The organism is Dyadobacter subterraneus (assembly GCF_015221875.1).
Classification (GTDB): Bacteria; Bacteroidota; Bacteroidia; order Cytophagales; family Spirosomataceae; genus Dyadobacter; species Dyadobacter subterraneus.
In genome coordinates, this window is sequence record NZ_JACYGY010000001.1 from 3,164,860 (window position 1) to 3,188,747 (window position 23,888).

19 protein-coding genes are annotated in these 23,888 nt (G+C 40.4%); 9 read left to right on the forward strand and 10 right to left on the reverse strand.

Features of this window, described 5'->3' with window-relative positions:
- Positions 1–83 precede the first annotated feature (83 nt).
- Positions 84–941: an SDR family oxidoreductase gene (locus IEE83_RS13010; RefSeq protein ID WP_194120992.1), complete on the forward strand. Its 858-nt coding sequence runs from the start codon at positions 84–86 to the stop codon at positions 939–941.
- 75 nt (positions 942–1,016) lie between these two features.
- Here IEE83_RS13010 and IEE83_RS13015 read toward each other — a convergent pair whose 3' ends face one another.
- The 5 genes from IEE83_RS13015 to IEE83_RS13035 all read right to left on the reverse strand — a co-directional run bounded on the left by IEE83_RS13015 (position 1,017) and on the right by IEE83_RS13035 (position 7,727).
- Positions 1,017–2,609 carry a DUF4394 domain-containing protein gene (locus IEE83_RS13015; protein ID WP_194120993.1) on the reverse strand — a complete coding sequence of 531 codons (1,593 nt, stop codon included), beginning with the start codon at positions 2,607–2,609 and terminating at the stop codon, positions 1,017–1,019.
- 150 nt (positions 2,610–2,759) lie between these two features.
- On the reverse strand, positions 2,760–3,404 hold the full coding sequence (locus tag IEE83_RS13020; protein ID WP_194120994.1) for an START domain-containing protein: 645 nt from the start codon (positions 3,402–3,404) through the stop codon (positions 2,760–2,762).
- 74 nt (positions 3,405–3,478) lie between these two features.
- Positions 3,479–4,741: a sialidase family protein gene (locus IEE83_RS13025; RefSeq protein ID WP_194120995.1), complete on the reverse strand. Its 1,263-nt coding sequence runs from the start codon at positions 4,739–4,741 to the stop codon at positions 3,479–3,481.
- A gap of 1,210 nt (positions 4,742–5,951) precedes the next feature.
- Positions 5,952–6,092 (reverse strand): hypothetical protein, encoded by a 141-nt coding sequence (locus IEE83_RS13030; RefSeq protein WP_194120996.1) that lies wholly within the window; start codon positions 6,090–6,092, stop codon positions 5,952–5,954.
- 837 nt (positions 6,093–6,929) lie between these two features.
- On the reverse strand, positions 6,930–7,727 hold the full coding sequence (locus tag IEE83_RS13035) for an FRG domain-containing protein (protein WP_228101796.1): 798 nt from the start codon (positions 7,725–7,727) through the stop codon (positions 6,930–6,932).
- A gap of 162 nt (positions 7,728–7,889) precedes the next feature.
- On the opposite strand from IEE83_RS13035, the gene IEE83_RS13040 reads away from it, so the two are divergent.
- From IEE83_RS13040 to IEE83_RS13045, 3 genes are all read left to right on the forward strand, one after another.
- Positions 7,890–8,492, forward strand: a complete 603-nt coding sequence (locus IEE83_RS13040; protein ID WP_194120997.1) for a hypothetical protein — start codon at positions 7,890–7,892, stop codon at positions 8,490–8,492.
- A gap of 417 nt (positions 8,493–8,909) precedes the next feature.
- A complete protein-coding gene (locus IEE83_RS32935; RefSeq protein WP_228101797.1) occupies positions 8,910–9,296 on the forward strand; it encodes a hypothetical protein in 387 nt (128 codons plus the stop codon).
- A 551-nt stretch (positions 9,297–9,847) separates the two neighbouring features.
- Positions 9,848–10,105, forward strand: a complete 258-nt coding sequence (locus IEE83_RS13045) for a hypothetical protein (RefSeq protein WP_194120998.1) — start codon at positions 9,848–9,850, stop codon at positions 10,103–10,105.
- Between the two features lie 8 nt (positions 10,106–10,113).
- Here the strand turns inward: IEE83_RS13045 and tnpC are convergent, their stop codons facing one another.
- The 3 genes from tnpC to tnpA form a co-directional block, all read right to left on the reverse strand.
- Positions 10,114–11,655: an IS66 family transposase gene (tnpC, locus tag IEE83_RS13050; protein ID WP_194119096.1), complete on the reverse strand. Its 1,542-nt coding sequence runs from the start codon at positions 11,653–11,655 to the stop codon at positions 10,114–10,116.
- 72 nt (positions 11,656–11,727) lie between these two features.
- Entirely contained in the window at positions 11,728–12,075 is a 348-nt protein-coding gene (gene tnpB / locus IEE83_RS13055) for an IS66 family insertion sequence element accessory protein TnpB (RefSeq protein ID WP_131962091.1), read from the reverse strand.
- A 3-nt stretch (positions 12,076–12,078) separates the two neighbouring features.
- Entirely contained in the window at positions 12,079–12,381 is a 303-nt protein-coding gene (tnpA, locus tag IEE83_RS13060; protein WP_194119097.1) for an IS66 family insertion sequence element accessory protein TnpA, read from the reverse strand.
- A 29-nt stretch (positions 12,382–12,410) separates the two neighbouring features.
- Here tnpA and IEE83_RS13065 point away from each other — a divergent pair, with 29 nt between their 5' ends.
- The gene (locus tag IEE83_RS13065) at positions 12,411–14,087 is read left to right on the forward strand and encodes a right-handed parallel beta-helix repeat-containing protein (RefSeq protein WP_194120999.1); all 1,677 of its coding nucleotides are present in this window, start codon (positions 12,411–12,413) and stop codon (positions 14,085–14,087) included.
- Between the two features lie 226 nt (positions 14,088–14,313).
- Here IEE83_RS13065 and IEE83_RS13070 read toward each other — a convergent pair whose 3' ends face one another.
- Positions 14,314–14,607: a tyrosine-type recombinase/integrase gene (locus IEE83_RS13070; protein WP_194121000.1), complete on the reverse strand. Its 294-nt coding sequence runs from the start codon at positions 14,605–14,607 to the stop codon at positions 14,314–14,316.
- On the reverse strand, positions 14,604–15,170 hold the full coding sequence (locus tag IEE83_RS13075; protein WP_194121001.1) for a site-specific integrase: 567 nt from the start codon (positions 15,168–15,170) through the stop codon (positions 14,604–14,606). The genes IEE83_RS13070 and IEE83_RS13075 overlap by 4 nt, the downstream gene beginning before the upstream one ends.
- 1,183 nt (positions 15,171–16,353) lie before the next feature.
- Between IEE83_RS13075 and IEE83_RS13080 the strand changes: the two genes are divergently transcribed.
- The 4 genes from IEE83_RS13080 to IEE83_RS13095 are packed head-to-tail and all read left to right on the forward strand — an operon-like array spanning position 16,354 to position 23,883.
- On the forward strand, positions 16,354–19,635 hold the full coding sequence (locus IEE83_RS13080) for a SusC/RagA family TonB-linked outer membrane protein (RefSeq protein WP_194121002.1): 3,282 nt from the start codon (positions 16,354–16,356) through the stop codon (positions 19,633–19,635).
- Positions 19,636–19,653: 18 nt separating this feature from the next.
- Positions 19,654–21,099, forward strand: a complete 1,446-nt coding sequence (locus IEE83_RS13085; protein WP_194121003.1) for a SusD/RagB family nutrient-binding outer membrane lipoprotein — start codon at positions 19,654–19,656, stop codon at positions 21,097–21,099.
- Between the two features lie 18 nt (positions 21,100–21,117).
- Entirely contained in the window at positions 21,118–22,566 is a 1,449-nt protein-coding gene (locus IEE83_RS13090) for an amidohydrolase (protein ID WP_194121004.1), read from the forward strand.
- Positions 22,567–22,587: 21 nt separating this feature from the next.
- Entirely contained in the window at positions 22,588–23,883 is a 1,296-nt protein-coding gene (locus IEE83_RS13095) for a M20/M25/M40 family metallo-hydrolase (RefSeq protein WP_194121005.1), read from the forward strand.
- The last annotated feature ends 5 nt before the right edge of the window (positions 23,884–23,888 follow it).

The window sequence follows — 23,888 nt, forward strand, 5'->3', positions numbered from 1 at the left end:
TTGCGGGCAATAAGTTGTAAATGATATGGCACATGTTTTTTAAAGGGCGGGTTAAATTAAACTTTTACCTAATCTTTCACGTCATGGAATTCAACATAGATACTAAGGGCCAAACACAGGAAAAAGAACCGGGAATTGAGCAAAAGATGAATCCTGAGCCGGTTGTAATTCGGGAAAATTATAGAGGAAGCGGAAAACTGGATGGTAAAGTTGCGCTCATTACAGGTGGCGACAGCGGTATTGGTCGCTCAGTTGCAGTTCATTTTGCAAGGGAAGGTGCTGATGTGGCCATCGTTTACTTATCGGAGGATGAGGATGCCGCACAAACGAAGAAAATGGTAGAAGCGGAGGGGCGAAAATGCCTTACAATACACGGCGATATCAGACAGCAAAGTTTTTGTGAGGATGCCTTGGGGCAAGTTGTTCGTCAATTTGGGACATTAAATATCCTCGTTAACAATGCAGCTGAACAGCATCCACAGGAAAATATTGAGTCCATTTCTTCCGCTCAGCTAACAAACACGTTTAGTACAAATATTTTTTCTTTCTTCTATTTTACTCAGTCAGCTCTTTTACATATGAAAGAAGGTGATAGTATCATTAATACGACATCGGTTACTGCATACCACGGCAGTCCGGGTTTACTGGATTATTCTGCAACAAAAGGAGCAATAGTTGCATTTACGCGATCATTATCCGAGAATCTTGCTGAAAAGGGAATCAGGGTTAATGCTGTGGCACCCGGACCAATCTGGACACCTTTAATACCATCAACTTTTGATGCAGAGCATGTAGAGAAATTTGGAAAGGATACACCATTCAAACGTCCCGGTCAGCCTTGTGAAGTAGCGCCCTGTTATGTGTTTTTGGCAAGTGAAGATGCATCTTATATGGGAGGGCAGGTTTTACATCCCAATGGAGGACAGATTGTTAACGGATAATTTGATCAAATTAACAAGAAAAACGGGTGACCAGAATTATTCTGATCACCCGTTTTTCTTATTATACAATAAATTCTATAATCCGAAACCCAACGCCAGTCCTTTAACAGGTGCATTGAATGGGAATTTGTGTTGAACAGTACCTGATGCAAGATCAACAGAATAGAAACTTGTATTGCCGCCCACGGTGAAAATAGCATATCCGGTGCCCGAAATATTTCCTATGTCAAATCCAATGGTAGCGTCAACATCAATGCCGAGAGATTTTGGATCAGTCAAGATTCCATCATTCGGTGGTATTTGTTTGTAAAGAAGATTAGATTCGCTGTCGATATCAAACAAAGTTGTATTCGCTGCCACAACGCCAGGGTAGCTATTGGTATAAGCTACTGCGGTCACAAAAGGAGTTGGCCCGCCAACACCGATTTTCAATGCTCCGTCCACGACGGTCGTGCCATCTGTGACATTGATTCTCAAACTTTGTCCTGTGTTGCTTACAACTCTTAATCTGTCAGCAGCAGGGTTAAAATCTACACCAAAAATGGTACCGCTTATCGTGAGAGGGGAATTATCTGATAAAAGTTTCAGGCTTGATAATTCAGTAGCTGCGCCAGAGCCAAGGTCAATTCCGTAGATTTTACTATTGCTTCCCAATGCGTGCAAACGTCCGTTTGCCGGCCTGATATCAATACCCAGCAATGTTACCCCCATTGGCAAGGTCACGGCTTTTGTACCATAATCATATCCGTTTGTTGGATTGAAAATCTTAATATTGTTAGACCCGTCCAATGCATAAGCAACAGGAAGAGAAGGTATTGCAATACCGATAATATTTACACCAGTTGGCAGTTTTCCAAGTTTTTGCAGTTTTCCAGTTGCAAGATTGACATAATCAAGTTCCCATTCATTGGCAATTTTAACGGAAGCAATCGGATAAACATCACCCGAATTAATGTCCGGTGAAATATCAAATCCACCAACATCCTGGATGTCAAGCCCCAAGCCGCCAACAGCTACCAAAGCGCCAGGATTTGGAGGGTTTTGAATGTACAGGATATCAGCAACCGGATCAATATCATAAAGTGTAGTGCCAACGCCCGGGGCAGCAGTTACACCTGCACGGCTGTTAGTATAAGCAACTGCGCCAATTGTGGTAGATGGTCCGTTTAATGGAGAATCGCCTGCAACGACGGCGCCGGTTTCAGGATGCAGACGAAGATTTTGAGCTGTATTTGTAACAACACGAATTCTGTCAACAGTAGGATTGAAGTCAAAGCCAATATTTGAACCAGCTAATGTTGTAGCTATGGGCGCAGTACCAATTCTGGTTGCCTTACCTTGCTGATCACCGGATTTTACATTGATTTGATAAAGATTACTTTGAGAACTGATTGCATAAAGCTGGCCAGTTGCCGGACGAAAATCTATGCCGGCAAGAACGTCACCGCTTTCCAAACCGGTAATTGAAAATGATCTGAGTGGTGTTGTAGTGTTTTTTACATTAAGCTCGTAAAGTTGGTTGTTGTCGGAAAGTGCGTAGAAAATCCTGTCCGGAAGTGCTTGTTCTGTGGGAGCAAGTCGGTGATCTTCGCAGGAATACATCGCCAGGGATGCCGCGAGACCAAGAGCAAACGTTGCCTTTCTCAAATGTTGCTTAAAAATTTCCATAAATCGGTTGAATAAGATGAGTAATACTTTTCTACTCACATACGTTCAAACAATTCACTTGGATTAAAAAGTAATTAAATTTTTAATTTAATTTTAATTCTCTTTTAATCTGATTGATGTAATCAATTTAAATTTTTATATAAATTACTGTTAATCAATAATATAGGATAATTTTACATTTTGATATTCGGTTTTCAGCAGTTGAGTCCTGAGTTTCTTAAACGTTTCCAGTGGTCCTTGTGAAGCTACCAGATTGACAAGCCAGGCAGGAATAGACCCAGCCGGATCAACAGCGAGTGTATATTCTATCTTAACCTGGCTTTTTGATATAGGAGTAATAATCCATTTTCCGAGCGACTTTTGTATTCTGACAATATTTGCTTTTTCCGGAACGTAGCCGGTCACGCATGGCGCATCGACTGTAATTATTTTGGTTGAAGGATTTTGACTGACCATGATATGCGCAATGAAATCGCGATTTTGTGCCGGCCAGGGAAGAATTACCTCTGAGTAATAATACAATTCGGAAGGCGAAACCTGTTTGAGCAAAACACAGGATTTGGTACTGTACACCCATTCTTTGCCTTTTTCAACATCCATAATTACCGCCACAAGCTGTGACGCCGACGCGTTCAGGACAGTTTCTATTTTTAATGCCTTGACTTTTGAAGTCAGTATTGATTTTGTAAAAACCTTAACGCCGTCTTTTTCAGTGCTGAGTTTCCAGTTTTCCTGGGCATAAACAGTTGAAAAAGTGGAGATTGAAATGAGTAAAAATATTAATCTTTTGAACATCTGAAATTAAACTAATCCAACAGTAATAAGTATACTGATTGGCTGCGTATGTAACAGCGTTCAGGAGAAAATAATTACTCACCAAGACTTTTCCAGTCATAAAATACCTGATTTTTGTCTCCCGTTTTTTTCGTGTAGGCTACAAGAATTCCGTTTGGTCCGGATGGAAGAGCCACAGGAAAGGTTGCATTTACGGTTTTGGGAGTCAGGAAGCCAGTTTTTAAAAGTTTTCCATTCATATCCCTGGTCTGGATACCAATTCTGGAATTTCCTTCCTCATTAAGTTCATCCCAGACAATCGCCAGTTTCCCTTTTTTATTTGAAATAATTTGCGGATGTTTTGCTGAAGCCGAAGCACTGATACTTTCTTTCGGAGAAAAGTTTTTATCATCCGTAGTATTGCAGTAAAAAATTCCCTTTCCGGTTCCCATCGTGTACCAGGCAAAGTGTAAGCCTGACTGGTTGCCTGTCATCGCAGGTCCGGTATGCGGACAACCGCGTATCACCCAGTTATCTGCACTGATGCGATCAGGCTTCGAAAATGTTTTGCCATTATCCGTAGAAACAGAATGAACCATATCACGGATGCTGTCATTTAAGATTGCCCGGTAAGTAAGGTGCAGCTCGCCGGATTCGTCGGTTAATAATTTGGTACAGCAACATTGACAGGAAGATTCTGCAATCCTGCTTTCTTCAATAAATCCATTTCTATGATCTGTTTTTGAGAAGTAAATTGAAGAACCTTCCATCATATCCATACGTTCATGATCATGTCCGGATGTCATCGCCTTTCCTGGTTTTCTGGAATCAAGCCATACAACGCCAACCTCACCATCAGGAAGAAGCGTCATGTCGAAATAGCGCTCATCGTTACTTTCGGATTTTGCGGGAGATAATTGTTTTGGTTCGGTCCATACTAGGCCGTTATCAAATGACTGCGTGTAATAAAGCAGTCCTGCAAATTTGTTCTCTTTGCTGGGATTACTGACGGCAAAAATCGCGATCATATCACCATTTTTTCTATAAATGAGTTTTGAAAGATTTTCATCATGCGGATAAATTCCTTTTGAAGTGGTAATCCACTTCGGTTTTTCAAATGTGTGGCCACCGTCAAATGAAACCGCGTAAAACATTCTGTAATTATTTGGACTTACCTGCTGAACCCAGCTGAGGACCGGATTGGTGTTATTATCAATTGTCAGGTAGGCTCCGGAAGCGTCTCCGTCTGGCAGAGAAATTGGAAAAGGACCTCTTTCTCCTTCTGAGAAAAAATCAGGACAACGGTAGGCGCTTGCTGCAAATAAGAATATAAAAAGTAAGAAAGAAATCTTTTTCATATCAACTGTAACAATTGGGAACAGCATTAATAACGGCCGTTCCGGCATTTATTATCCGTCAAATTTATAGAATTTTATTGTTACTGCCAGACGAGCTTTTCGTTGGTTTAGCCAAATAAAAAGCCCCGGAATTCCAGGGCTTTTTATCAAATATCGTAACCTTTAATTGATATAGATTTTACATCTACGCCAACTATCTTTAAATGTAAGCATAACTACTTGGTACTGAGTTATATGTTTACAAAATTAATATATCTTAATAACTGGGTATCAGTGTATCTAACAATGAATATGATAACATTAGCAGCGTACCAGAATGATACTAGCCATATGTTGGAGCTAATTTAAGTAAAAAATATGGACTGGAATGCAATAATAGACTGAATATTTAGTTGTGAAACTCATTATTTTATGAAGCGGTCTTAAATCATGAAATTACTTAAATGGTACCAATAGAAAGAAAACGGATAAGGATATAATTTTTTTTGTCCCTCTGACTTACGATGGCCTCCTCTAATATTTCCTCACATTCAATTCTATAATTCTGGGTTTCCACGATTATACCTTGAAGGAGGTCTCTGGTTGCTGAGCCGCTGTATGGCTTATTATCTTCTGAATTTACAATCCTCCACGTCTTTTTATCAATATCAACTTGGCTAAAATAACCTTCAAACTATTTTATTTCGGTACTTAATTCCGACGTCTGAGTTAAAAAATGATAAATATCGAGTGCCTTCGCCTTATCGATTTTAGATTTATGCACCTCCAGCGATCCAGGAGAATACCATTTATGAGAAAACTTTAAATCGTTATCTATAATTTTTTAAGCATTTTTGTAAAGCTTGATATTGCATGGCCTTTAATATTTCTGAGGCTTAATACCAAAAGCTCCTCATTGTTGGATTTTAGCAATGAGTCTCCAATAAAAAGATGGTCGTTAAATTGATTGTAGCTGAAATTATTAGCTATCTCGTCAAATTTATTCAAAGCATAATCAAGCGTAGAATTCCCGAACAGCCCAATCGGGGAATCTGAATGAAGGTATATTAAATGAACCCGGTGAGGAGTCAAAAGCTATTAATATTATTTCACTTTTGAACGACTTATTTCGAGATTTTGGTCGAGAAATTTTTTAAATGAGTAGGTGATAAACAATTGATATAAAATGAGGATATGGCTTAAGTCTACCGCCGGTATGCTATGGCGATCTTCATTGTCCCTTAATCGTCGCTTCTTCCCGGATAATATCATCCCCATCAATATTGGCTTCAAAAAAGTATCCTGATTCTGGAAGATAATTTTCAGGTACTTCATTTATATCAAATGGTGTTGCGACTATTTCCGGTGACATGTATTCAAATGTGTACCAAGTTTTTGATTCTGGATACTGAAAAATATTTCGGAGGTCAATTTAACCTGCTAGAATATTGGATAGTCTACTACTCGATATAGTAGTTGTTAAATATTCGGATACAGGCTAGAATCCGAAATTAAAATGCACAAATACTTAGTAAACACTTTATCGCTAGCGATAAAGATGATTGGCAAATCGTAGTTTTCAACTATTTGTGTTAATGTCAATTCTTGTTTCATTCCTTAACAATATAACACTTTGTGTGATCAAAACCTATACTTCTCCACCAGGAATAGTGACCTTCCCCGCCTGTTTCGGAGACAACCCCATCTACAGATAAAAGAACAATGGCGCCGATCTTATGATTTCTAAACGCTGGAATTTTTTGCAATTTCAATGCGCGCGATTTAGATTTAAATACAGATATAGACATTGCTATACATTCGTCAACACCGTTCCAAACCTGGAGGGACGCACTTTTCGTTGTGAATGAAAATCTTCATCACAAGGAAAATTAGTTTTACATAATCGATAATAAGTTTCGCCTTTTGGATCATGGGCGTCACCGGGTGGGCATTGATCCGGTAGTTGTTCAAACCAGTGGATCATATGATTTTAGGTAATGTTTGTTGCATAAGTATTTTTGAGAAGGGTAAATTTTGTGTGCAATTAAACATATATTTTCCATTTTTATCATAGTATTTATTAGTTAAGAAACAGTCCTAACAAATTTGATACTAAAATTATGTATTGGAGGTTATACTTGATTTAAAAGTTCACGAGCAACATTGTCGTAGGTTGGCATAAGAATCGCTGGTGTAATACCTTCCTTTGCTAAAAGTATTTTAATTTATCCATATGTATTCGCGTAAGCACAATTTGAGTTAATTGATGTTTTGCATCACCATAATAAGCTTCCATAAAATCTTTCAAATCGGGATGCTTGCCAAATTCGAGCAGATACTCATTAGCATGTTTCGGATATAAAAATATTCCTCTTTGGTTGTACAAATAACTATTGGAGGCGGAAGGCATTATTGCAACGGAATATTGACTTAGCAATGGTTTAACCTTTTTCTCGTCTGTAATAAATTTTTTATGCTCAACCATGGCTTCTCCAAAATTCGAAAGTTTAATGGCCCACACCCAGATATCAGAATATCCTTGCCCCAGCGAAGCAAAATATATTGCTCTTAAAGGATCAAGAGTAAAGTCTAACAATCTGGTTGGTATGCCATGATGTTGTGCTAACCCAGTACTTAGAGTCGGTTTTGGAGATGTAGGATGGTTATTCAATAGTCTTTGCTTAAAGGCGTCTTCCTTTGGGATGCCCGGAAACAAAATATTCGGTTCCCGATGTATTTCATAATCGAAAAAATCCATTTTTTCTGGTATAGCTAAACCGCAAAGATTCGCATGATAACAGAAATCCCAGATCATTTTTAGTTTAATATTGTGATACAGTAATGCCTTGTATACATTTGGAAATTCAGATTTTATTTTTGCAAGCCGAATGGATTGCGCCGTATGAGTTTGAACTAGTTTGTTTTCAATGTAATCCATAGACCGCTTAATGTATGGATGTACAGGCTCTCTGACTAATGTAGGGGTTAGGTCATAATTTTTGCTCATAACCATTTAGCTGTAAACATTCTTGATTTTACAAGTGCAGGGAGAGCACTCATCAGCGGTTCAAGTGTAATATCTTATAATTCTACTACCGGTGTCATTTTTTATACTAGCGGCGGCGGAACAGTTTCAAGTGTAGCACTTTCAGCGCCTACCGGATTTTCTGTGTCAGGATCTCCGGTAACCACATCCGGAACACTTGCATTGTGTTTTGCGTCGGGATATTCTTTACCATCTGATGCCACACAGGCAACCTGGACGGCAAAAATAGGCGGGTCTTTGACAAGCGGATATATACCAGGTGCGACAGGATCGAACACGATTTCCGACTCTCCGCTCCGTTATTATCTGGAGCGAATTGGTATTGGCGTTAGTCCTACAAATCATAATCTTCAAGTATCCAACGGGTATGCGAAAACAGACACAAGTACTAGAAATGTTGCTTTGTTTGGTTCTAACGAGGCGAACACGGCACATGGATTAAGTATTGCAGTTATAAGACATGCGAGCTCACAGGCGAGCTGCCGTGTGGCGCTGGATGTTATCGAAAACAATACAGGATCGGGAGGAACGCTTAATTTGATGCCTTATGCCGGAAGTGTGGTAATAGGCAGCAATAATGTAGGATTTGATGCGCTTGAATTGACAGGTAATTTCAAGTACTCCGGTACGCTTAAACCTGGTGGAGCAGCAGGAGTAGCAGGTCAATTCCTGAAATCTAACGGATTAGCGGATGTACGGATTAGCGGATGTATGGACCTCCCTTAATTCGGTAGATGTACCTTTGCGCTTGGGTTCACGCCTTACAATTCATCAAATCCGGCAGGATATATTACCAGTTCGGCACTGTCAGGATATGCAACAGAAAGCTGGGTTACGTCTCAGGGTTATGCAGCCGGATCGCACACACATGCAACGCTTACCGAAGGAACCGGATTTTCAGGGCTTCCATACGATGGAAGTACTGCAAGAACATGGGTTGTTTATTAAGGAACAACCGCGGGCTCAGCGGCAGAGGGCAATGACCCTCGTATAAATAACGGACAAACAGCATTTAACTGGGGAAACCATGCTTTAGTTGGATATAAAACCAGTGTAAGTTATACCGATGCGACTGGGGCTCTTGGATATACGCCTTATAATAGCAGTAATCCATCAAGTTACATATCTGGCATCAATTCCGGGATGGTTACCAGTACCTTAGAGTATACACCAATGCGGGATGATAGGACGATTACATTTAATGGAACTACTTATAACATAAATTCAATCCCAGACCTTGGGTCTATAACAGGAGGTATAACAGGATCGGGTACGTCAAATTACGGAACGATATTCACCAGCTCCGGGTCTATTGGGAATGCCTGGTTTTATCAGACACAGATTTCAAGCTTAAACCATGTTGTTTTTCCTGAGCGAGTGCATTTTCAGCAGAATATTGCAATTCAGTATGATGCAACTGTTTATGGTAACAATGGCTTAATAGCCTGTGAAAGTGTCGGATATATACCAGCGTCAAATCTGGTCTTTCAGGTCGCATCAACAACCAAGGGATCTAAACCATTTCCTTAAATGACTTATGCTCAGAGAATGGCTATGACATCAATACCAACATGGGCATTTGTATTTCAGACTGACACGAGCGGAAGTTCTCCTGCCGGTATCAAATTTTACGCTGGAGAAATTTGGGTCGGACTTCAAATTGGTACAGCATAATTATTAACAAATCGAATAAATATTCTGCATGCAGCTATACAGATGATTCTGACGATTTTAGTAATTGGACCGGAGAAAAAGTAGAGTCAGGCGATTTAAAGGACACGCACTGAGATATATGCGTGGCAAGCTATTGATCACCAAGTATTAAGAACTTAAACCACGCTAAGACAGTCCAACGAGCGCAATGATTTCTATATTATTTGCGTTGAATAAAACTCAAACAAACGGAAATACCCGAAAGGATGGATCCAGAGAGTTTTAAAAGTCATTCTATTTAGTTTATGAAAAAATTACTTTTGTTTATCTGTCTGGCTTATTCATTTTGCGTTTCGGCCCACCTCAGTAATACCGAAAGGAATGTTAATACTTACCTTCATAAGAACACGATGCAGGAAATGCGGTCTATGTCAGATCAAGAAAGAGCCGATATAAAAAACAACAATTATAAAGGAGTTCTACTCCATGGTTATTATACTTATGGAGATACGCCGGGAGTTATTGCATATTATAAATCATCTACAACACAGGCTGATGACCAAGGCAGCATAATACAAATAGATTCAAACCTAAAATTAGAGCACAAATTCTTAATTTGTGACGTGGCTTATTATGGATTACAACGTAAGCAGTCGGGCATCCCCCTATTTTTCCAAGAGGTGTAATACAGAGATTATTGATTCAGTTTCCAGCGGTTTGGAAGAAGGTCTGAGAATCTACCATCATAATCAGGATCATTCATTTTGCGAAGAATATCCAGCAGCCAGTCGTTCGGATTTACTCCATGCTTTTTACATGTGGCGAAAAGAGAATAGATCATGGCAGCATTTTGAGCAGTGTCATGCGTGCCTGCAAAGAGGTAATTACGCCGACCCAATGCGATTGGTCTGATAGCATTCTCGATCAGATTATTATCGATTTGTAAATCTCCATGGAGCGCATATAGTCTCATACTTTCCATCAATGGAAGAGCATATCCAATCGCCTTTCCAATAGGACTCTGTGGTAGTACTTTGGGATACTCCTGCTGCATCCATTCGTGTAGTTGGGTGAGTATCGGCAGGGCTTTCGTCATCCTTTTTTCGACAATCTGACCTTCACTGAGTGGTGGCGTATGCTCACGGATTTCCTTTTCAATCCCGTAAAGCTGACCGATAGTTCCTACCGCCCAAGCAGCTCTCTGGTTGTCATTTTTAACCGCTTCATCAAACTTCCTGCGGATATGGGACATACAAAAGTAATGGTAGATGGATTGATTCTTCTCAAAAAGGCTCTGATAGACATTGTATCCATCAGTCTGGATAACGCCTGAGAAGTCTTTTAATATTCTTTCCGGTCCTGTTTTATCTCGCCCTGGACAATAATCGAAGAAAACCAGTCCATCTGCAGGGGCATGATAAGCCCACAAGTAGCCCTTGTGAGAGCTTCCTTTCTTTCCGCTGTTTTCCAGGACCTGTATGCTGGTCTCGTCAATCTGCAAGTACAGATTGGCCAATACTTCACGCTTCAAAGCATTGTAGATCGGTTCCAGGGATTTACATGCTGCATTGGTATTATCCGTTAGTGTCGAAGGCGGGATTTTCATTCCTATCCGCTCGAAGATCTGCTTTTGCCGGTACAGTGGGAGATGATCCACGAATTTACCGGTAAGAAGATGTGCAAGGACGGATTCATCAAAGAGACCTCGTTGGATTGTCCGGGATGGTATTGGTGCAATCAGTACACCCTTTGCATCTGAGTTAACAGAATCTCTCAATGCCCACTTGCGGCGAACGATTCTGCGCACCTTGAAGCAGGCAGGGACCATTACCAGTATTTCAGTGACTTCCTGACCAATCACTTTATATTCAGTCAGATCACCTTCAGGATCAATTATGACTTCTTCCCTTTCCAGCTCGTCTGGCAATACCATTCTTGTGCGAGCTGCTTTCTGACGCTTTTCACCTTGGTTGTCCTGCTCCTGGTTAAGACTCTTAGCTTCCCTAACTGCAAGTTCTTCCGAGTTTTGTATATCCTCAGATGTGGCACCTAAAGGGAAAAGATCAAGTTGCCCTTCCAGATGTTTTTTTACTCTGTTATCAGATCTTATTCCGAAAAGTTTTCTGCGTAATTCATTAGCATCCAACAGCGCCAGCCTAAGTTTTTGCTCGGTCTGCTCCAGCTTCTGCTGGGCCTGTTCGTATAATAATTTATAGTCTGGTTCTGCTGCGGTCATACTATAAAAATACACCAAAAAAGTGGCTTATCAACCCGTGAAGGCCACTTTCTAAAAAATATTATGCGCTTTTTAATAGGTGGACAGTTGTTTATAACGCTTGCGCAGCTGAACAGATTTTAACTTAACACCTTGTAAAATTAGCGTCAGTTCCCTCGTAGAGATCAGTAATTTTTTATCTGACGGGCGCTCAAAGGTACCTGCCTCTAATCGTTTTGCATAGAGTGCGTAGCCGTCGCCATCCCATTGTAGCAGACGCACCTGATTAGCTCGTTTTCCAATAAACACAAAGACATCACCTGATAGCGGGTTCAGCTTTAAACCGTTTTGTACCAGGCCTGCGAGCGAATAGACTCCGCAGCGCATATCCACAGGCTGGCTGAACAAGAAGTAACGTGTAGAAGAAGATAAAGACAGCATCGGTTAAGCCAGTAGTGCTTTTACCCATGAGGGCTCTGGCAACTCATAGAAAACAAGAGCACTTTTGTCGGTCACTCGAAGTTCCGCGACTGGTTGAGAAGACTTTACTTCGATCTTATTAACCTTCATTTCGATGAACTCAGCCTCCGGAAGAGTACTGGCTTTAAACCTTTTGGCCCAATACCAGAATGTTGAATACTTAACGGATTCCTGCTCGCAGAATACACGAGCACCTTTTCCGCTACTTTTCCATCGAAGATAGAGCTGGTGATACCGTTGCTGGGATTTGTGTTGTTCTTTTTTCATACCCCAAAGCTCATTATTACTGATCAGCCTTGAAAGATGGATACAGGCGATTGCTTACATTACAACCAGAAATTAACACTGTTTCTGTGGTCGATAGAAATACTTTGGTTATTAATAACGCCTTGAAGATAGCCCCAAAAGTTGTGATAACATATTCTGGTAAATATTGGTGCCGGGGGAATAGAGGAGGTGAAGGAGGCTCTTATTACCGTTACGATCGAGATCCTGCTGGGATTACGTGGTGGCAAGCGGGCGATGGAAACGGATCGCCCGGAGGGATAAACATTCCATCGAACAGAACCTTTGAGATGAGAGATAACGTAACGCTTAAAATGAGAGGTACATTTATGCATGCATATAACTTCATTACGATTTGGAACAAAGAGAACGTTACAATCAGAGGCGGTAATATTATAGGGGACTTTGATTTAGATCCGGCATTAAACGAACATAAGCGCGCCGATGGTACTTTCGATGAAGGGCAATGGGGTTATGGAATATCACTGCAAGGTTCAAAAAACGTATTAATTGAAAATGTAGATATTTCTAAAATGTGGGCTGATGGCATTAATCTATCTCCTGATTATCTCCATAATTACATTGTGAATTCTAACATTACGATAAGAAACACCAAATCTCATCACAACAGAAGGCAAGGGATGAGTATTGACGGAGGTTCGAAATTAACGTTTTATGGGTGTGAATTTTCCAATATTAAAGGGCAGGACCCTCAAAGTGGCGTTGACCTTGAAAGAGATACCAATAATTCATTAGTTCAACTGAAAGATGTGTTATTCATTGGTTGTAAGTTTCTCAACAATATGATAGGGGCCAGAACTGCTTACAGTCCCAAAGACGAAATCTCCGTTAAATTCGACCACTGCCTTTTTGATGGGAATGTATCTTGGGATTACGATTCTTATACAGCAAGTGGTATTGTATTTACTAATTGTAAATTTGCTTACCAACAAAGTAGATTTTTTTCAATAGAACTTGTTGGTACGAAAAATCATAAATTCGAAAACTGTGAATTTAACAATGCAATCAGAACAAGGCCGAGAGATGTTGGCACTGTAACTTATAGATGTAAAAATCTATATTTTGAAAATTCTAAATGTTTAAATGTTAGATATAATTCATCCAATCTATATAAGTTTTTTGACTTAAGTAATTCAATAAATGCCAAAATAAAACATTGTAAATTTGAAAGTACATCTCTTCAAGATGATAGAATCCTTATTTCAGCAGATGGTGCCGAAAATATAGAAGTGATTAACAATACAATGCGGGAATTAGGGGAAATTTTTGTTATTAAAAATGTAAATGGATTCAAATTCAACAATAATACAGAAATAAATACGCTTCGTGTAACTGGCATCTTCAAGGGAAATGTTAAACACTTTGAAATGTGCCGTAATCAATTTTCTGGTAATTCTTATTTTTCGAAAAACGCATTAGCCCCTGTGCTTTACTTAGATGGAACAGGTACTGCATTTGGTAAAATTACAGACAATGTAGTTTATAAGGATGCCATATTCACACCTATTAGTAAACCTAACTCAAATGGGACAGGTTTATATAGGGAATATAGTAGTACGTCTGATAATATTGTTATCGCAAATAATAAAACTTTTGGCTTCACAAATGAAAATGCTTTCCAGTTTAATGTTGCTTCGACAAACTTATCTGTAAGCTATTTTAAATGAATAAGCCGGGCTTATTCATAAAGGACTGATTAATAAGCGGATAACTGGCTATATTATTGTCACTACTAATTCCTGTACCCCAGAAACAACACAAACATTAACTAGTGAATTATAGGTGGAAATAAATACACTTATAACAATTCAAAAAAACGCTGGATAAATTGAGCCATAGTTCAGGCAGAGTAATCCTCGGTCGGATCACACTTAATTCATTTCAGATATTTTTTTACGATTCACTTTCCGGAGATTTAGGTATCAAAGCACTCAAATATTCCTTCGCTTTACCAACTTCAAAAGATCCAAGATACCTTTGAGTCGTCGCCATACTTGAATGACCCAGAGACTGAGAAATAAATGCCAATGGAGCATCAGAACGGAGTAGGGTTGTCGCAAAGCTATGCCGTGCCTCGTAGGTGTTTATTTTAACATCAATATCGAGATTTGTAGCGATTTTATTCATGTGATAATTTACACTGGTAATTACACGGAGTATTGCTTGTTTCTTTTCTCTCAGTGTCATATAGTCGTCAATAAAAGGAAATAGGTAACTCCCGTCTCGCTGATCTGGATTTCCCCACTTTCAATTATTTCTAAAACCTTTTCTCCAAGCATTATCCGAATATGCTGCTGATGTTCTCTATTAGTCTCTTTCGTTTTTTCGCGTATTATATCAATGTAGCCATTTGCGAAATCTTTTTGAAATCTTCTCAGATTACATAAATCAGTAAGGTTTATACCATTGCAGAGGTACGATAATATCGAGAGGTCACGGCCCTGCTCTTTTTTTGATCCTGGCTTACATTCATAATTAAAGTTTGATCCTGGCTTACATTCATAATTAAAGATTGAATATAGAACCGATTCGTCTAAAGCCTTTTTCTTATTTCTTGACGAAGGTATTTTATAGTCGTTCTTTTTGAAAGGATAAAGATCAGCATCAATTACTTTTTCATTTATTGCTTCATTGAAAACAGTCCTTGCATTACGGCAATAGATACCTATCATCGTGGTGCTGGCAGGGAGTTGTAATGGTTTGGGTTGACCTTTCCCTTTTGACTTTTTAGTTTTGCCAGATTTTAGCATCCATTTTTCCTAGTCTCTTAAAAACTTTTCCGTAACAATGTGAAAAGGAATTTCCGGATTATTTTGAGATGTGTAGTTTTTAAAGACAGCAAATTTCATAAAACTACGTGCTGTGTATTTGAACAGGTCAGAATTTCCCAGCTTTTCATCTTTTTCAAGCTTTACGCTTCTTAATGATAGCGCCTTTAATAAATCAGTTGGATAAACTTCTCTATCGTCGGGCTTAAATTTGCCGGCAACGACGTTTCCAAAAAGTTGAAAAGTAAATAGGACTCAATTTGAGCGAGGGTACGCTGGCCTATTTTTGATATGCTTTCCGCAGGCAATTCGGTTAATGAGTCAATATAACTCTCGCCATAAACCCGGTTCCATAATGTTCGAAGCGATAGATCCTTTATTTTACCACTCAATCCACTCTTGTTTTTTTCAGAAACTCAACCTCATGCTTATCAATAACCAGTCCCGTCGAGTAGTATTTCTGCTCTCCGTTGAAATAAACAGCCCATCTGACTGATTAATACCCTTCTTTGATATTTCTCTTGTCAAAGAAAATTGAAACGCTTGGCTTTTCATGAAATGGAAGAGTTTATAACTAACAGTGTAATATACTCATTCTTATCATAACAGTGTTATACTAGACTTAGATTGTAAAGTTAAAAAAGATTTAAAGTGCAAAAATACAGGAGGTTATCTTTATATATCTTATATATCTAATGATGTAATTGTAATTGATATAGATTTTACATCAACTTTATACAATATTAGTAAATAAAGTAAAGAGCTGAAAGCGCGAAAAAAAGAAAGTCATCAACGAATTTTTTGACCTGATATTGTACGCTATTTTATTCTTCAATTTTTCTAAAAATAACTCCTGAATTTCTTCTTCGCTGTCATAAAAACGTCCGTTTTTAATCGAATTTCTATTCCTTTTATTCTGATAAGAGGAAAGAATTTAAACTTTTAAAGAATATCAAAATACAGGGTACCCTTCGAATTTTCACGATTGTCATATAGTATATATTTCAAAATTTAATATTGTCTCTTATTAAAATGGCAGAATTAACGGCTGTTGTTTTTAAAAATGAAAAAATAAATACTTGAATTTCGTTTGAAGGGATATCGTCGTGATAGAATAAATTTTATCTGAGCTGAATTAAGTTTAACCCAATAATGATAGATAATTATGAATAAATCCTTACCCAAAAAGGCCCTTGCACTTTGGATTGTTTTGCTAGCCGGAAGCCTGAGTCATCCGGCCCGGTCCAGCGGTAACGGAAAGATCAGAGATGAGCGCCATGCCTCTGTTGCAGTTACTGTGAAGGGTAAAGTTACTTCGGAAGAAGACGGTTCGGGAATTCCTGGTGTGAACGTTGTGATCAAAGGGAGCATGACCGGGACCTCAACGGATGCCGAAGGGAATTACACCATTGAAGTTCCTGCCCAAAGCGATATTCTCGTTTTTTCTTTTCTTGGTTTTATTTCAAAGGAAGTTCCGGTTGGAAGCCTTTCGACAATTAATGTTTCGTTACTTACCGATTCAAAACAACTTAGCGAAGTAGTAGTTACCGCACTTGGTTTTAGAGAAAATAAAGACAGAATGGGCTCGACATCATCTACGATCAAAGCCGATGATATCCGTCGTTCCGGTGAAACGGGTGTGATCAACGGTTTGGCTGGTAAAGCTGCCGGTGTTCAGATTTCGCGTTCAAGCGGTGACCCGGGAGCAGGTTCCAATATCCAGATCCGTGGTCAGAATACAATTACAGGTTCTAATCAGCCTTTGGTCATTATTGATGGTATTCCGATGAGTAATACAACCGAAGGTGATGCCCGTGGTGGTGTGGCTCAGCAATCTCGTTTGAATGATATCAACCCGGAAGACATTGCCAGTATGCAGGTTCTAAAAGGTGCTTCGGCGGCAGGTTTGTGGGGTTCACGCGCAGCAAACGGTGTAATCGTTATCACCACAAAACGAGGTGCTGATGACAAGAAAATGAATATCAGTTATACTTCTACTGCATCTTTTGACAAAGTAAATGTATTGCATCCGTTGCAGTCTGCATATGGGCAGGGTTCTGGTGGTATTTATAACCCAACGACACAATATTCCTGGGGAGATAAAATCTCTACGCGCTCTGGTGCTGCGGATGATGTAAATATGAACGGAGCACGTTTTGAAGCGTATAACGGCCCGACTTTTTATCCGATCATCAAAAAGAATTCTCAGGAAACTTATAACAAGGCACGCGAAGATGCTGTTTTCCGTACCGGGACTTATTTTGATAATAACCTCGCAATCAGCGGAGGTAATGAAAAAGGGAACTTTTATCTAAGCCTTGGCAACCTTTCTCAAAAAGGGATTTTCGCAGGTCAAAGTGATTATAAAAGAAGTTCAGTTCGTTTTAACAGCACACGCCAGTTTAATGACATTCTTAGAATTTCAACGAACGCAACGTATGTAAAAACAACATCAAACCGTATTCAGAAAGGTGATAATACCAGTGGTCTTTACCTTGGTATGCTTCGCTCTTCTCCTGACTTTGACAGCCGTTACTGGAAGGGCTCTTATTTCTCTTCCCCAACTGCTTCTGCTATTGCAAACCGTCAGCGTTCGTATAGAAATTACCTGGGAGCATCTGCCAACCCAAGTTACAATGACCCGTTGTGGACTATTCATGAGCTGACAAACCTTTCAGAAGTTGATCGTTTTATCATGAGTACTGAGGCGGTTGTTAGTCCGACAAACTGGTTCAATATCACAGCAAGAGGAGGTCTAGATACGTATACAGACAGACGTGTTACAAACAACCCGGTTAACTCGGTAGCGAATTCCGGTGCTGGTCAGTACGAGCAGCAAATGATTAAGGAAACGGAATTGAACATGGACGTAATTGGTCGTGCGACGCATAATATTACAAAGGACATCACCGGGACGCTGATTGTTGGTTTTAATGTGAACGACAGAAAGTATAATAGCTTGGGCGGATTGATGAACAATTTTATTTTGGAAGATGCTCCTGCCAACTTTACCAACTCAACTTTTGCCAACAACTATCCTTACAACAGTGAAAAACATCGTCGCATGGCTCGTCTTTATTCGACTTTGAATTTGGGATTTTATGATCAGCTTTATCTAAATGTTTCGGCAGCCGGTGAGGCAGGTTCAACGTTCGGTAGTGCTTCCAAATCTACTTTTTACTATCCTTCAACGGATGTAGCCTGGCAGTTTACCCAACTTCCCGGGCTGTCTAATAATGAAATTCTTTCCTTTGGTAAAATTCGTGGTTCTTTTGGTGTTGTTGGTATTCAGCCAGACGCCTATAAAAATACTACCTCTTTTGTAAATGCTTCATTTGGTAGCTGGGCAACAAATCTAGACGGTGGCGGATATGGCGGGGCGTATGTACAGAGCTACACACAGGGCGATCCAAATCTAAGACCAGAGCGTAAAACTGAATTTGAATTAGGAACGGATCTTCGTTTTTTCAAAAACAAACTTTCTGCCGGATTTACCTATTATCAAAACGAAATTAAAGATCTTCTTTTGCAGGTTTCGGCAGCCGGTTCAACTGGTTTTACTCAGAAATATACCAACGCTGGTAAAATGCAGAACAAAGGTCTTGAAGTGGATCTTAACATGAACGTTTTCCAGAAAAAAGACTGGAATGTAAATGTATTTGCCAATTGGAGCAAAAATACCAATGAAGTTACCGATTTAGGCGGAACACAAATCATCACATTTACTGGTGGTGCGCTTAGTACAGTAGCGAACGTTGGACATGCTTTGTCATCTTTTTACGGTGGTACATATAAACGCAAGGAAAACGGCGAAATGGATTTAACCGCAAATGGTTTCCCTCAGTTGAGCACAACCCTTGCTATTATTGGAAATCCTAACCCGAAATGGAGAGGTGGTTTCGGTACAAATGTGTCGTACAAAAATGTGTCGCTTAATGTACTTTTTGAAACTTCTCAGGGTGGTAGTTTTTATGAAGGAACAAAAGGGGTGTTGGTAAACTTCGGTACCTATGCGGATGTTGGGCATGAAGTAACTTTGGCTCAGGATACTTATAACTACGCTGGGAAGCTTACAGCTGCCGGAACAACAGTAAGAGGAAATATCGCTGATTACGGCGGAGGACCTGTTTTGCTTGACCAGTCTTTCTATACTTCCATCGGCGGTCACTCAGGACAGTTGGCTGAACAATTTGTGAAAGATGGTAGCTGGACACGTATCCGTGAAATTTCTCTTGGATACAGTTTAAAATCCGCTGGTTTTAAGAAGAAAACAAAACTTCAATCAGTTGATTTTACAGTAACAGCGCGAAACCCGATTTTATGGACAAAAATTGTTGGTGTGGATCCGGAAACAAACGTCTCTGGTGTTGGTAACGCGCGTGGGGTAGATTACTTCAACAACCCGAACACAAAATCATTGGTGTTCAGTCTTAAAGTCAATTATTAATTTCAAAATTGGTAACTCATGAAAAGTATTTATAAATCAGTGTTTGCACTGCTGGTTGGCCTCGGTTTTATTTCCTGCGAAGGAATCGTTGACGATTTGAACAAAGATCCAAACAACGCTACTGACGCACCGGCAAGATATGTTTTCACCGGAACAGAAATCGCAAACATGGCTGCGCAGGAAGGACTTGCCAGTCGCCTTGCCATCGTTTGGACAGGTTATGGAAAAGGAACATTTCAGCAATTGGGAACCTGGTATTTGTACCAGATTACGGCGAGTAACTTTGATGATGACTGGAACTTGTTTTTCGCAGGCGTTAATAAAAATGCGTTAATTGCCATCGAAAAAGCGGAAGCGCTGGGTAACCGGAAAATGGCCGGAATAGCTAAAATTGTTCAGGTGAATGGGATGGCGACGGCTACGGAATTATGGGGAGATATTCCTTACTCAGAAGCTGGTAACACAGCAGAATTTCCAAATCCAAAATTTGAAACACAGGCTGAATTATATCCAAAATTGCTTGCCCGTCTTGATGAAGCGATTGCAGATCTTGAATCTGGAATTGGAATTGTTACCACGGAAGACATTTACCTGGGTGGTGATGCAACGAAATGGAAACAGGTTGCCTATACCTTGAAAGCGCGTCTTTTGACAGATACAAAACAGTACGATGCCGCATTGACGGCTGCGACCACCGGTGTAAGTACATTTGCCAATTCATTATATTCTCTTCACGGAACAACGGCGAGTGTTAATGAAAATGCCAATTATAGCTTTTTAACAAACATTCGTGCGGGAAGTATCACGGGTGAAGATTCATATCTTACCTTCCTGCTTAATCCAGCAAATGCAAAATATCGTGGAAATGCAAAGACGATTGAAACAGCCAGATTCAAGTTTTATTATCTTGAAAACGGTGTAAATGCACCGGGTGTTATCGAGCCAAATACTTCTACGACAACAACGGCGCGTGGATTTTTTGCAAGAGATGCAAGTTTTCCTTTGGTTACCTATCAGGAAAATGTGCTGACGATGGCCGAAGCTGCTCTGCGCTCTGGTAAAGGTTTTGATGTTGCTTTGGGCTATTTGAATAACTACCGTGCTTTTCTAAACGGTGGCGGCTATTTGCATGCAACCTATAAAGTAGCCGGGACTTACAAATATGAAGCCTACACAGCAGATGATTTCGCAACCGGCGGTATGGAAAATAAAGATGGAATTACGGCCGATCAGGCTCTTCTTCGTGAAATCCTGGAAGAACGTTATGTGACATTCTACGGTCAGCATATCGGATGGGATGATGAGCGCCGTACACGTTCAGAATCGGTGGGTATCAAAATTACGCCAAGTAACGGGACACAACTTCCAGGTCGTTTTATCTATTCTCAAAATGAATTGAACTCAAACACAAGCAGTCCTAAGGTGGCTCCTGGTTTGTTTGAGCTTACTAGCATTTATAAATAATCTGTTCAGAATAAAACGATGAAAAAACGAGTCATTCTGATGGGTTTGCTTTGCTACTTATCTGTGGACGTTATCGGTCAGAAAAATTCAGAGAAAGAGGCGATTGTCTCTTCTCTGGATAAACTGACAACGGCCTATGGAGAAACTGCAAAAAAAATCTGGAGTTACGCAGAACCTGGTTATCAGGAAACAAAAAGTTCTGCTTTGTTACAACAAAAATTGAAAGAAGCCGGATTCAAAGTAACTGCCGGTGTTGCCGGAATTCCGACTGCTTTTGTAGCAACGTACGGGACGGATGGTCCGAAAGTTGGAATTCTTGCGGAATTTGACGCTTTGCCAGGTTTATCTCAAACCAATGATCCTGAAAAAAAAGAAGCAGTGGCCGGAGCAGCCGGACATGGTTGTGGTCATAATCTTTTTGGCGTAGGATCCGTAGCTGCCGGAATTGCTGTTAAAGACTGGTTGAAAAGCAGCGGTACGAAAGGTTCGGTTACCGTTTTTGGAACACCGGCAGAAGAAGGCGGATCTGGGAAAGTGTACATGGTAAGAGCCGGTTTGTTTGATGATATCGATGCAGTTTTACATTGGCATCCAAGCGATAGAAATCTTGCCAACGCAACTTCCTCTCTTGCCAATATGTCTGCCAAGTTTCGTTTTCATGGTGTTTCTGCACATGCCGCCGCCGCTCCTGATCGGGGGCGTTCGGCGCTGGATGGCGTTGAGGCGATGGATGATATGGTTAACATGATGCGTGAGCATATGCCTTCGGACGCCAGAATTCACTATGTAATCACAAAAGGTGGAGAAGCTCCCAATGTTGTTCCGGATTTCGCTGAGGTTTACTATTATGTAAGACATCCTGAAATGCAAACGGTTAAGGATCTTTTTGCACGTGTGGTGAAGGCGGCGCAAGGTGCTGCTTTGGGTACGGAAACCACTGTGGACTATGAAGTAACCGGTGGGGCCTTTAATTTGCTGCCGAATGAAACGCTTGCGAAGATCATGTATCAAAATCTCAGTGAAGTTGGCGGAGTGAAATACAGCGAATTAGAAAAAACGTATGCTGACAAAATCCGGACTTCTTTCACAGGCAAACTTCCATCCCTGGATGCTGCGGTTTTAATTCAGCCTTATAAAGTAGAAAAAATTCGTGAAGGCGGAGGTGGTTCTACCGATGTGGGTGATGTGAGCTGGGCGGTTCCAACGGCCGGTGTGCGCATTGCTACTTTTGTTCCGGGCACACCAGGTCATAGCTGGCAGGCAGTTGCCTGCGGCGGGACTTCCATTGGTACCAAAGGGATGATGGTTGCAGCAAAATCGATGGCACTTTCAGCTTATGACATTTTCAAAAATCCGTCTGTTTTGAAAACAGCCAAGGAAGAACTGGATGAAAAAAGAGGGACCGGTTTCAAATACGAAGCCATGGTGGGGGACAGAAAACCTGCGCTGGATTATCGTAACAAGTGATTTTGATTTAAATTTTAACTTATGAAGTCAAAAATAATTTTTCTTCTCATTGCTTCTGCCCTGGGTGTGCCGGAAATCAGTTCTGCGCAAAAGCTGACCAAACAGGAAATTGCAATCGTAAAGAATGTCGAGAAAAATCATGAGGATGCAGTAAAATTTCTTGAAAAAACCGTCAACATAAATAGCGGTACCAACAATACCGAAGGCGTGAAAACGGTCGGAGCGATCTACCGGAAAATGCTTGATGATATGGGTTTCACCACGACTTGGGTCGATATGCCCGCCTCCATGAAAAGGGGCGGGCATTTGGTTGCTGAGATCAAAGGAACCAAAGGCAAGAAATTGTTACTGAATTCTCATATGGACACGGTTTTTGATCTCAATAGTCCATTTCAAAAATGGTCGGTGAAAGATTCAATCGCATCCGGTCCCGGTGCTAATGATACCAAAGGCGGCATTATGATCATGCTTTATGCGCTGAAAGCGATGTATGAAACCGGCCAGTTGAAAGACAGACAAATTGTAATTGTCATCCACGGCGACGAAGAAAGTGCCGGTTCTCCCATTGAAATAAGCAGAAAAGATTTAGTGGACGCAGCCAAGCGTAGTGATTATGCACTTTGTTTTGAATCCGGAAAAGAATTCAACTCAGCGTCAATCGCAAGACGTGGCGGAAGCGGCTGGACTTTAAAAGTTACAGCAAAACAATCTCACTCCGGACAAATATTTTCAGAAAAAGCCGGACCTGGTGCGATCTATGAAACGGCAAGAATCCTGAGCCGTTTTAAAGAAGAATTACAGGAGAAATTCCTGACATTCAGTCCTGGCATTATGGTAGCTGGCGCGGAAGCAAATATCGATTCAACCGGACTTCGCGGAACTGCGTTTGGGAAATCTAACATCGTAGCCACAACAAGTATCGTAAAAGGAGACCTCCGTTATATTTCTATTGAACAAATGGAAAAGGCTCGTGCTAAAATGTTAGCGATTGTAAAAGAAGGTTTTCCGCATACCGAAGCAGAAATTACTTTTACGGGTGGTTCAGGTGCAATGCCGCCAACGCCTGGTAATGAAAAATTGCTTGGTATACTAAGTCAGGCCAGTCAGGATCTTGGTCAGGGAAAAGTTACGGCTTTCGATCCGGCGCTTCGTGGCGGCGGAGATATGACACAAATCGCGCAGTATATTGATGTCGTCGACGGACTTGGAACAGTTGGCGGAAACGCGCATGCACCTGATGAATATGTCAATTTGAATTATGTTGAAGGAATTATAAAGCGTATGGCGGTTTTTATGCACCGCCTTTCCACGAATTGATTAAA

What these genes read in the sequence shown, in the direction of transcription:
- IEE83_RS13010 (WP_194120992.1), top strand. Translation starts at nt 84, where the DNA reads ATGGAATTCAACATAGATACTAAGGGCCAAACACAGGAAAAAGAACCG.
- IEE83_RS13015 (WP_194120993.1), bottom strand. Translation starts at nt 2,609, where the DNA reads ATGGAAATTTTTAAGCAACATTTGAGAAAGGCAACGTTTGCTCTTGGT.
- IEE83_RS13020 (WP_194120994.1), bottom strand. Translation starts at nt 3,404, where the DNA reads ATGTTCAAAAGATTAATATTTTTACTCATTTCAATCTCCACTTTTTCA.
- IEE83_RS13025 (WP_194120995.1), bottom strand. Translation starts at nt 4,741, where the DNA reads ATGAAAAAGATTTCTTTCTTACTTTTTATATTCTTATTTGCAGCAAGC.
- IEE83_RS13030 (WP_194120996.1), bottom strand. Translation starts at nt 6,092, where the DNA reads ATGTCACCGGAAATAGTCGCAACACCATTTGATATAAATGAAGTACCT.
- IEE83_RS13035 (WP_228101796.1), bottom strand. Translation starts at nt 7,727, where the DNA reads ATGAGCAAAAATTATGACCTAACCCCTACATTAGTCAGAGAGCCTGTA.
- IEE83_RS32935 (WP_228101797.1), top strand. Translation starts at nt 8,910, where the DNA reads ATGGTTACCAGTACCTTAGAGTATACACCAATGCGGGATGATAGGACG.
- IEE83_RS13045 (WP_194120998.1), top strand. Translation starts at nt 9,848, where the DNA reads ATGTCAGATCAAGAAAGAGCCGATATAAAAAACAACAATTATAAAGGA.
- tnpC (WP_194119096.1), bottom strand. Translation starts at nt 11,655, where the DNA reads ATGACCGCAGCAGAACCAGACTATAAATTATTATACGAACAGGCCCAG.
- tnpB (WP_131962091.1), bottom strand. Translation starts at nt 12,075, where the DNA reads ATGCTGTCTTTATCTTCTTCTACACGTTACTTCTTGTTCAGCCAGCCT.
- tnpA (WP_194119097.1), bottom strand. Translation starts at nt 12,381, where the DNA reads ATGAAAAAAGAACAACACAAATCCCAGCAACGGTATCACCAGCTCTAT.
- IEE83_RS13070 (WP_194121000.1), bottom strand. Translation starts at nt 14,607, where the DNA reads ATGACACTGAGAGAAAAGAAACAAGCAATACTCCGTGTAATTACCAGT.
- IEE83_RS13075 (WP_194121001.1), bottom strand. Translation starts at nt 15,170, where the DNA reads ATGCTAAAATCTGGCAAAACTAAAAAGTCAAAAGGGAAAGGTCAACCC.
- IEE83_RS13080 (WP_194121002.1), top strand. Translation starts at nt 16,354, where the DNA reads ATGAATAAATCCTTACCCAAAAAGGCCCTTGCACTTTGGATTGTTTTG.
- IEE83_RS13085 (WP_194121003.1), top strand. Translation starts at nt 19,654, where the DNA reads ATGAAAAGTATTTATAAATCAGTGTTTGCACTGCTGGTTGGCCTCGGT.
- IEE83_RS13090 (WP_194121004.1), top strand. Translation starts at nt 21,118, where the DNA reads ATGAAAAAACGAGTCATTCTGATGGGTTTGCTTTGCTACTTATCTGTG.
- IEE83_RS13095 (WP_194121005.1), top strand. Translation starts at nt 22,588, where the DNA reads ATGAAGTCAAAAATAATTTTTCTTCTCATTGCTTCTGCCCTGGGTGTG.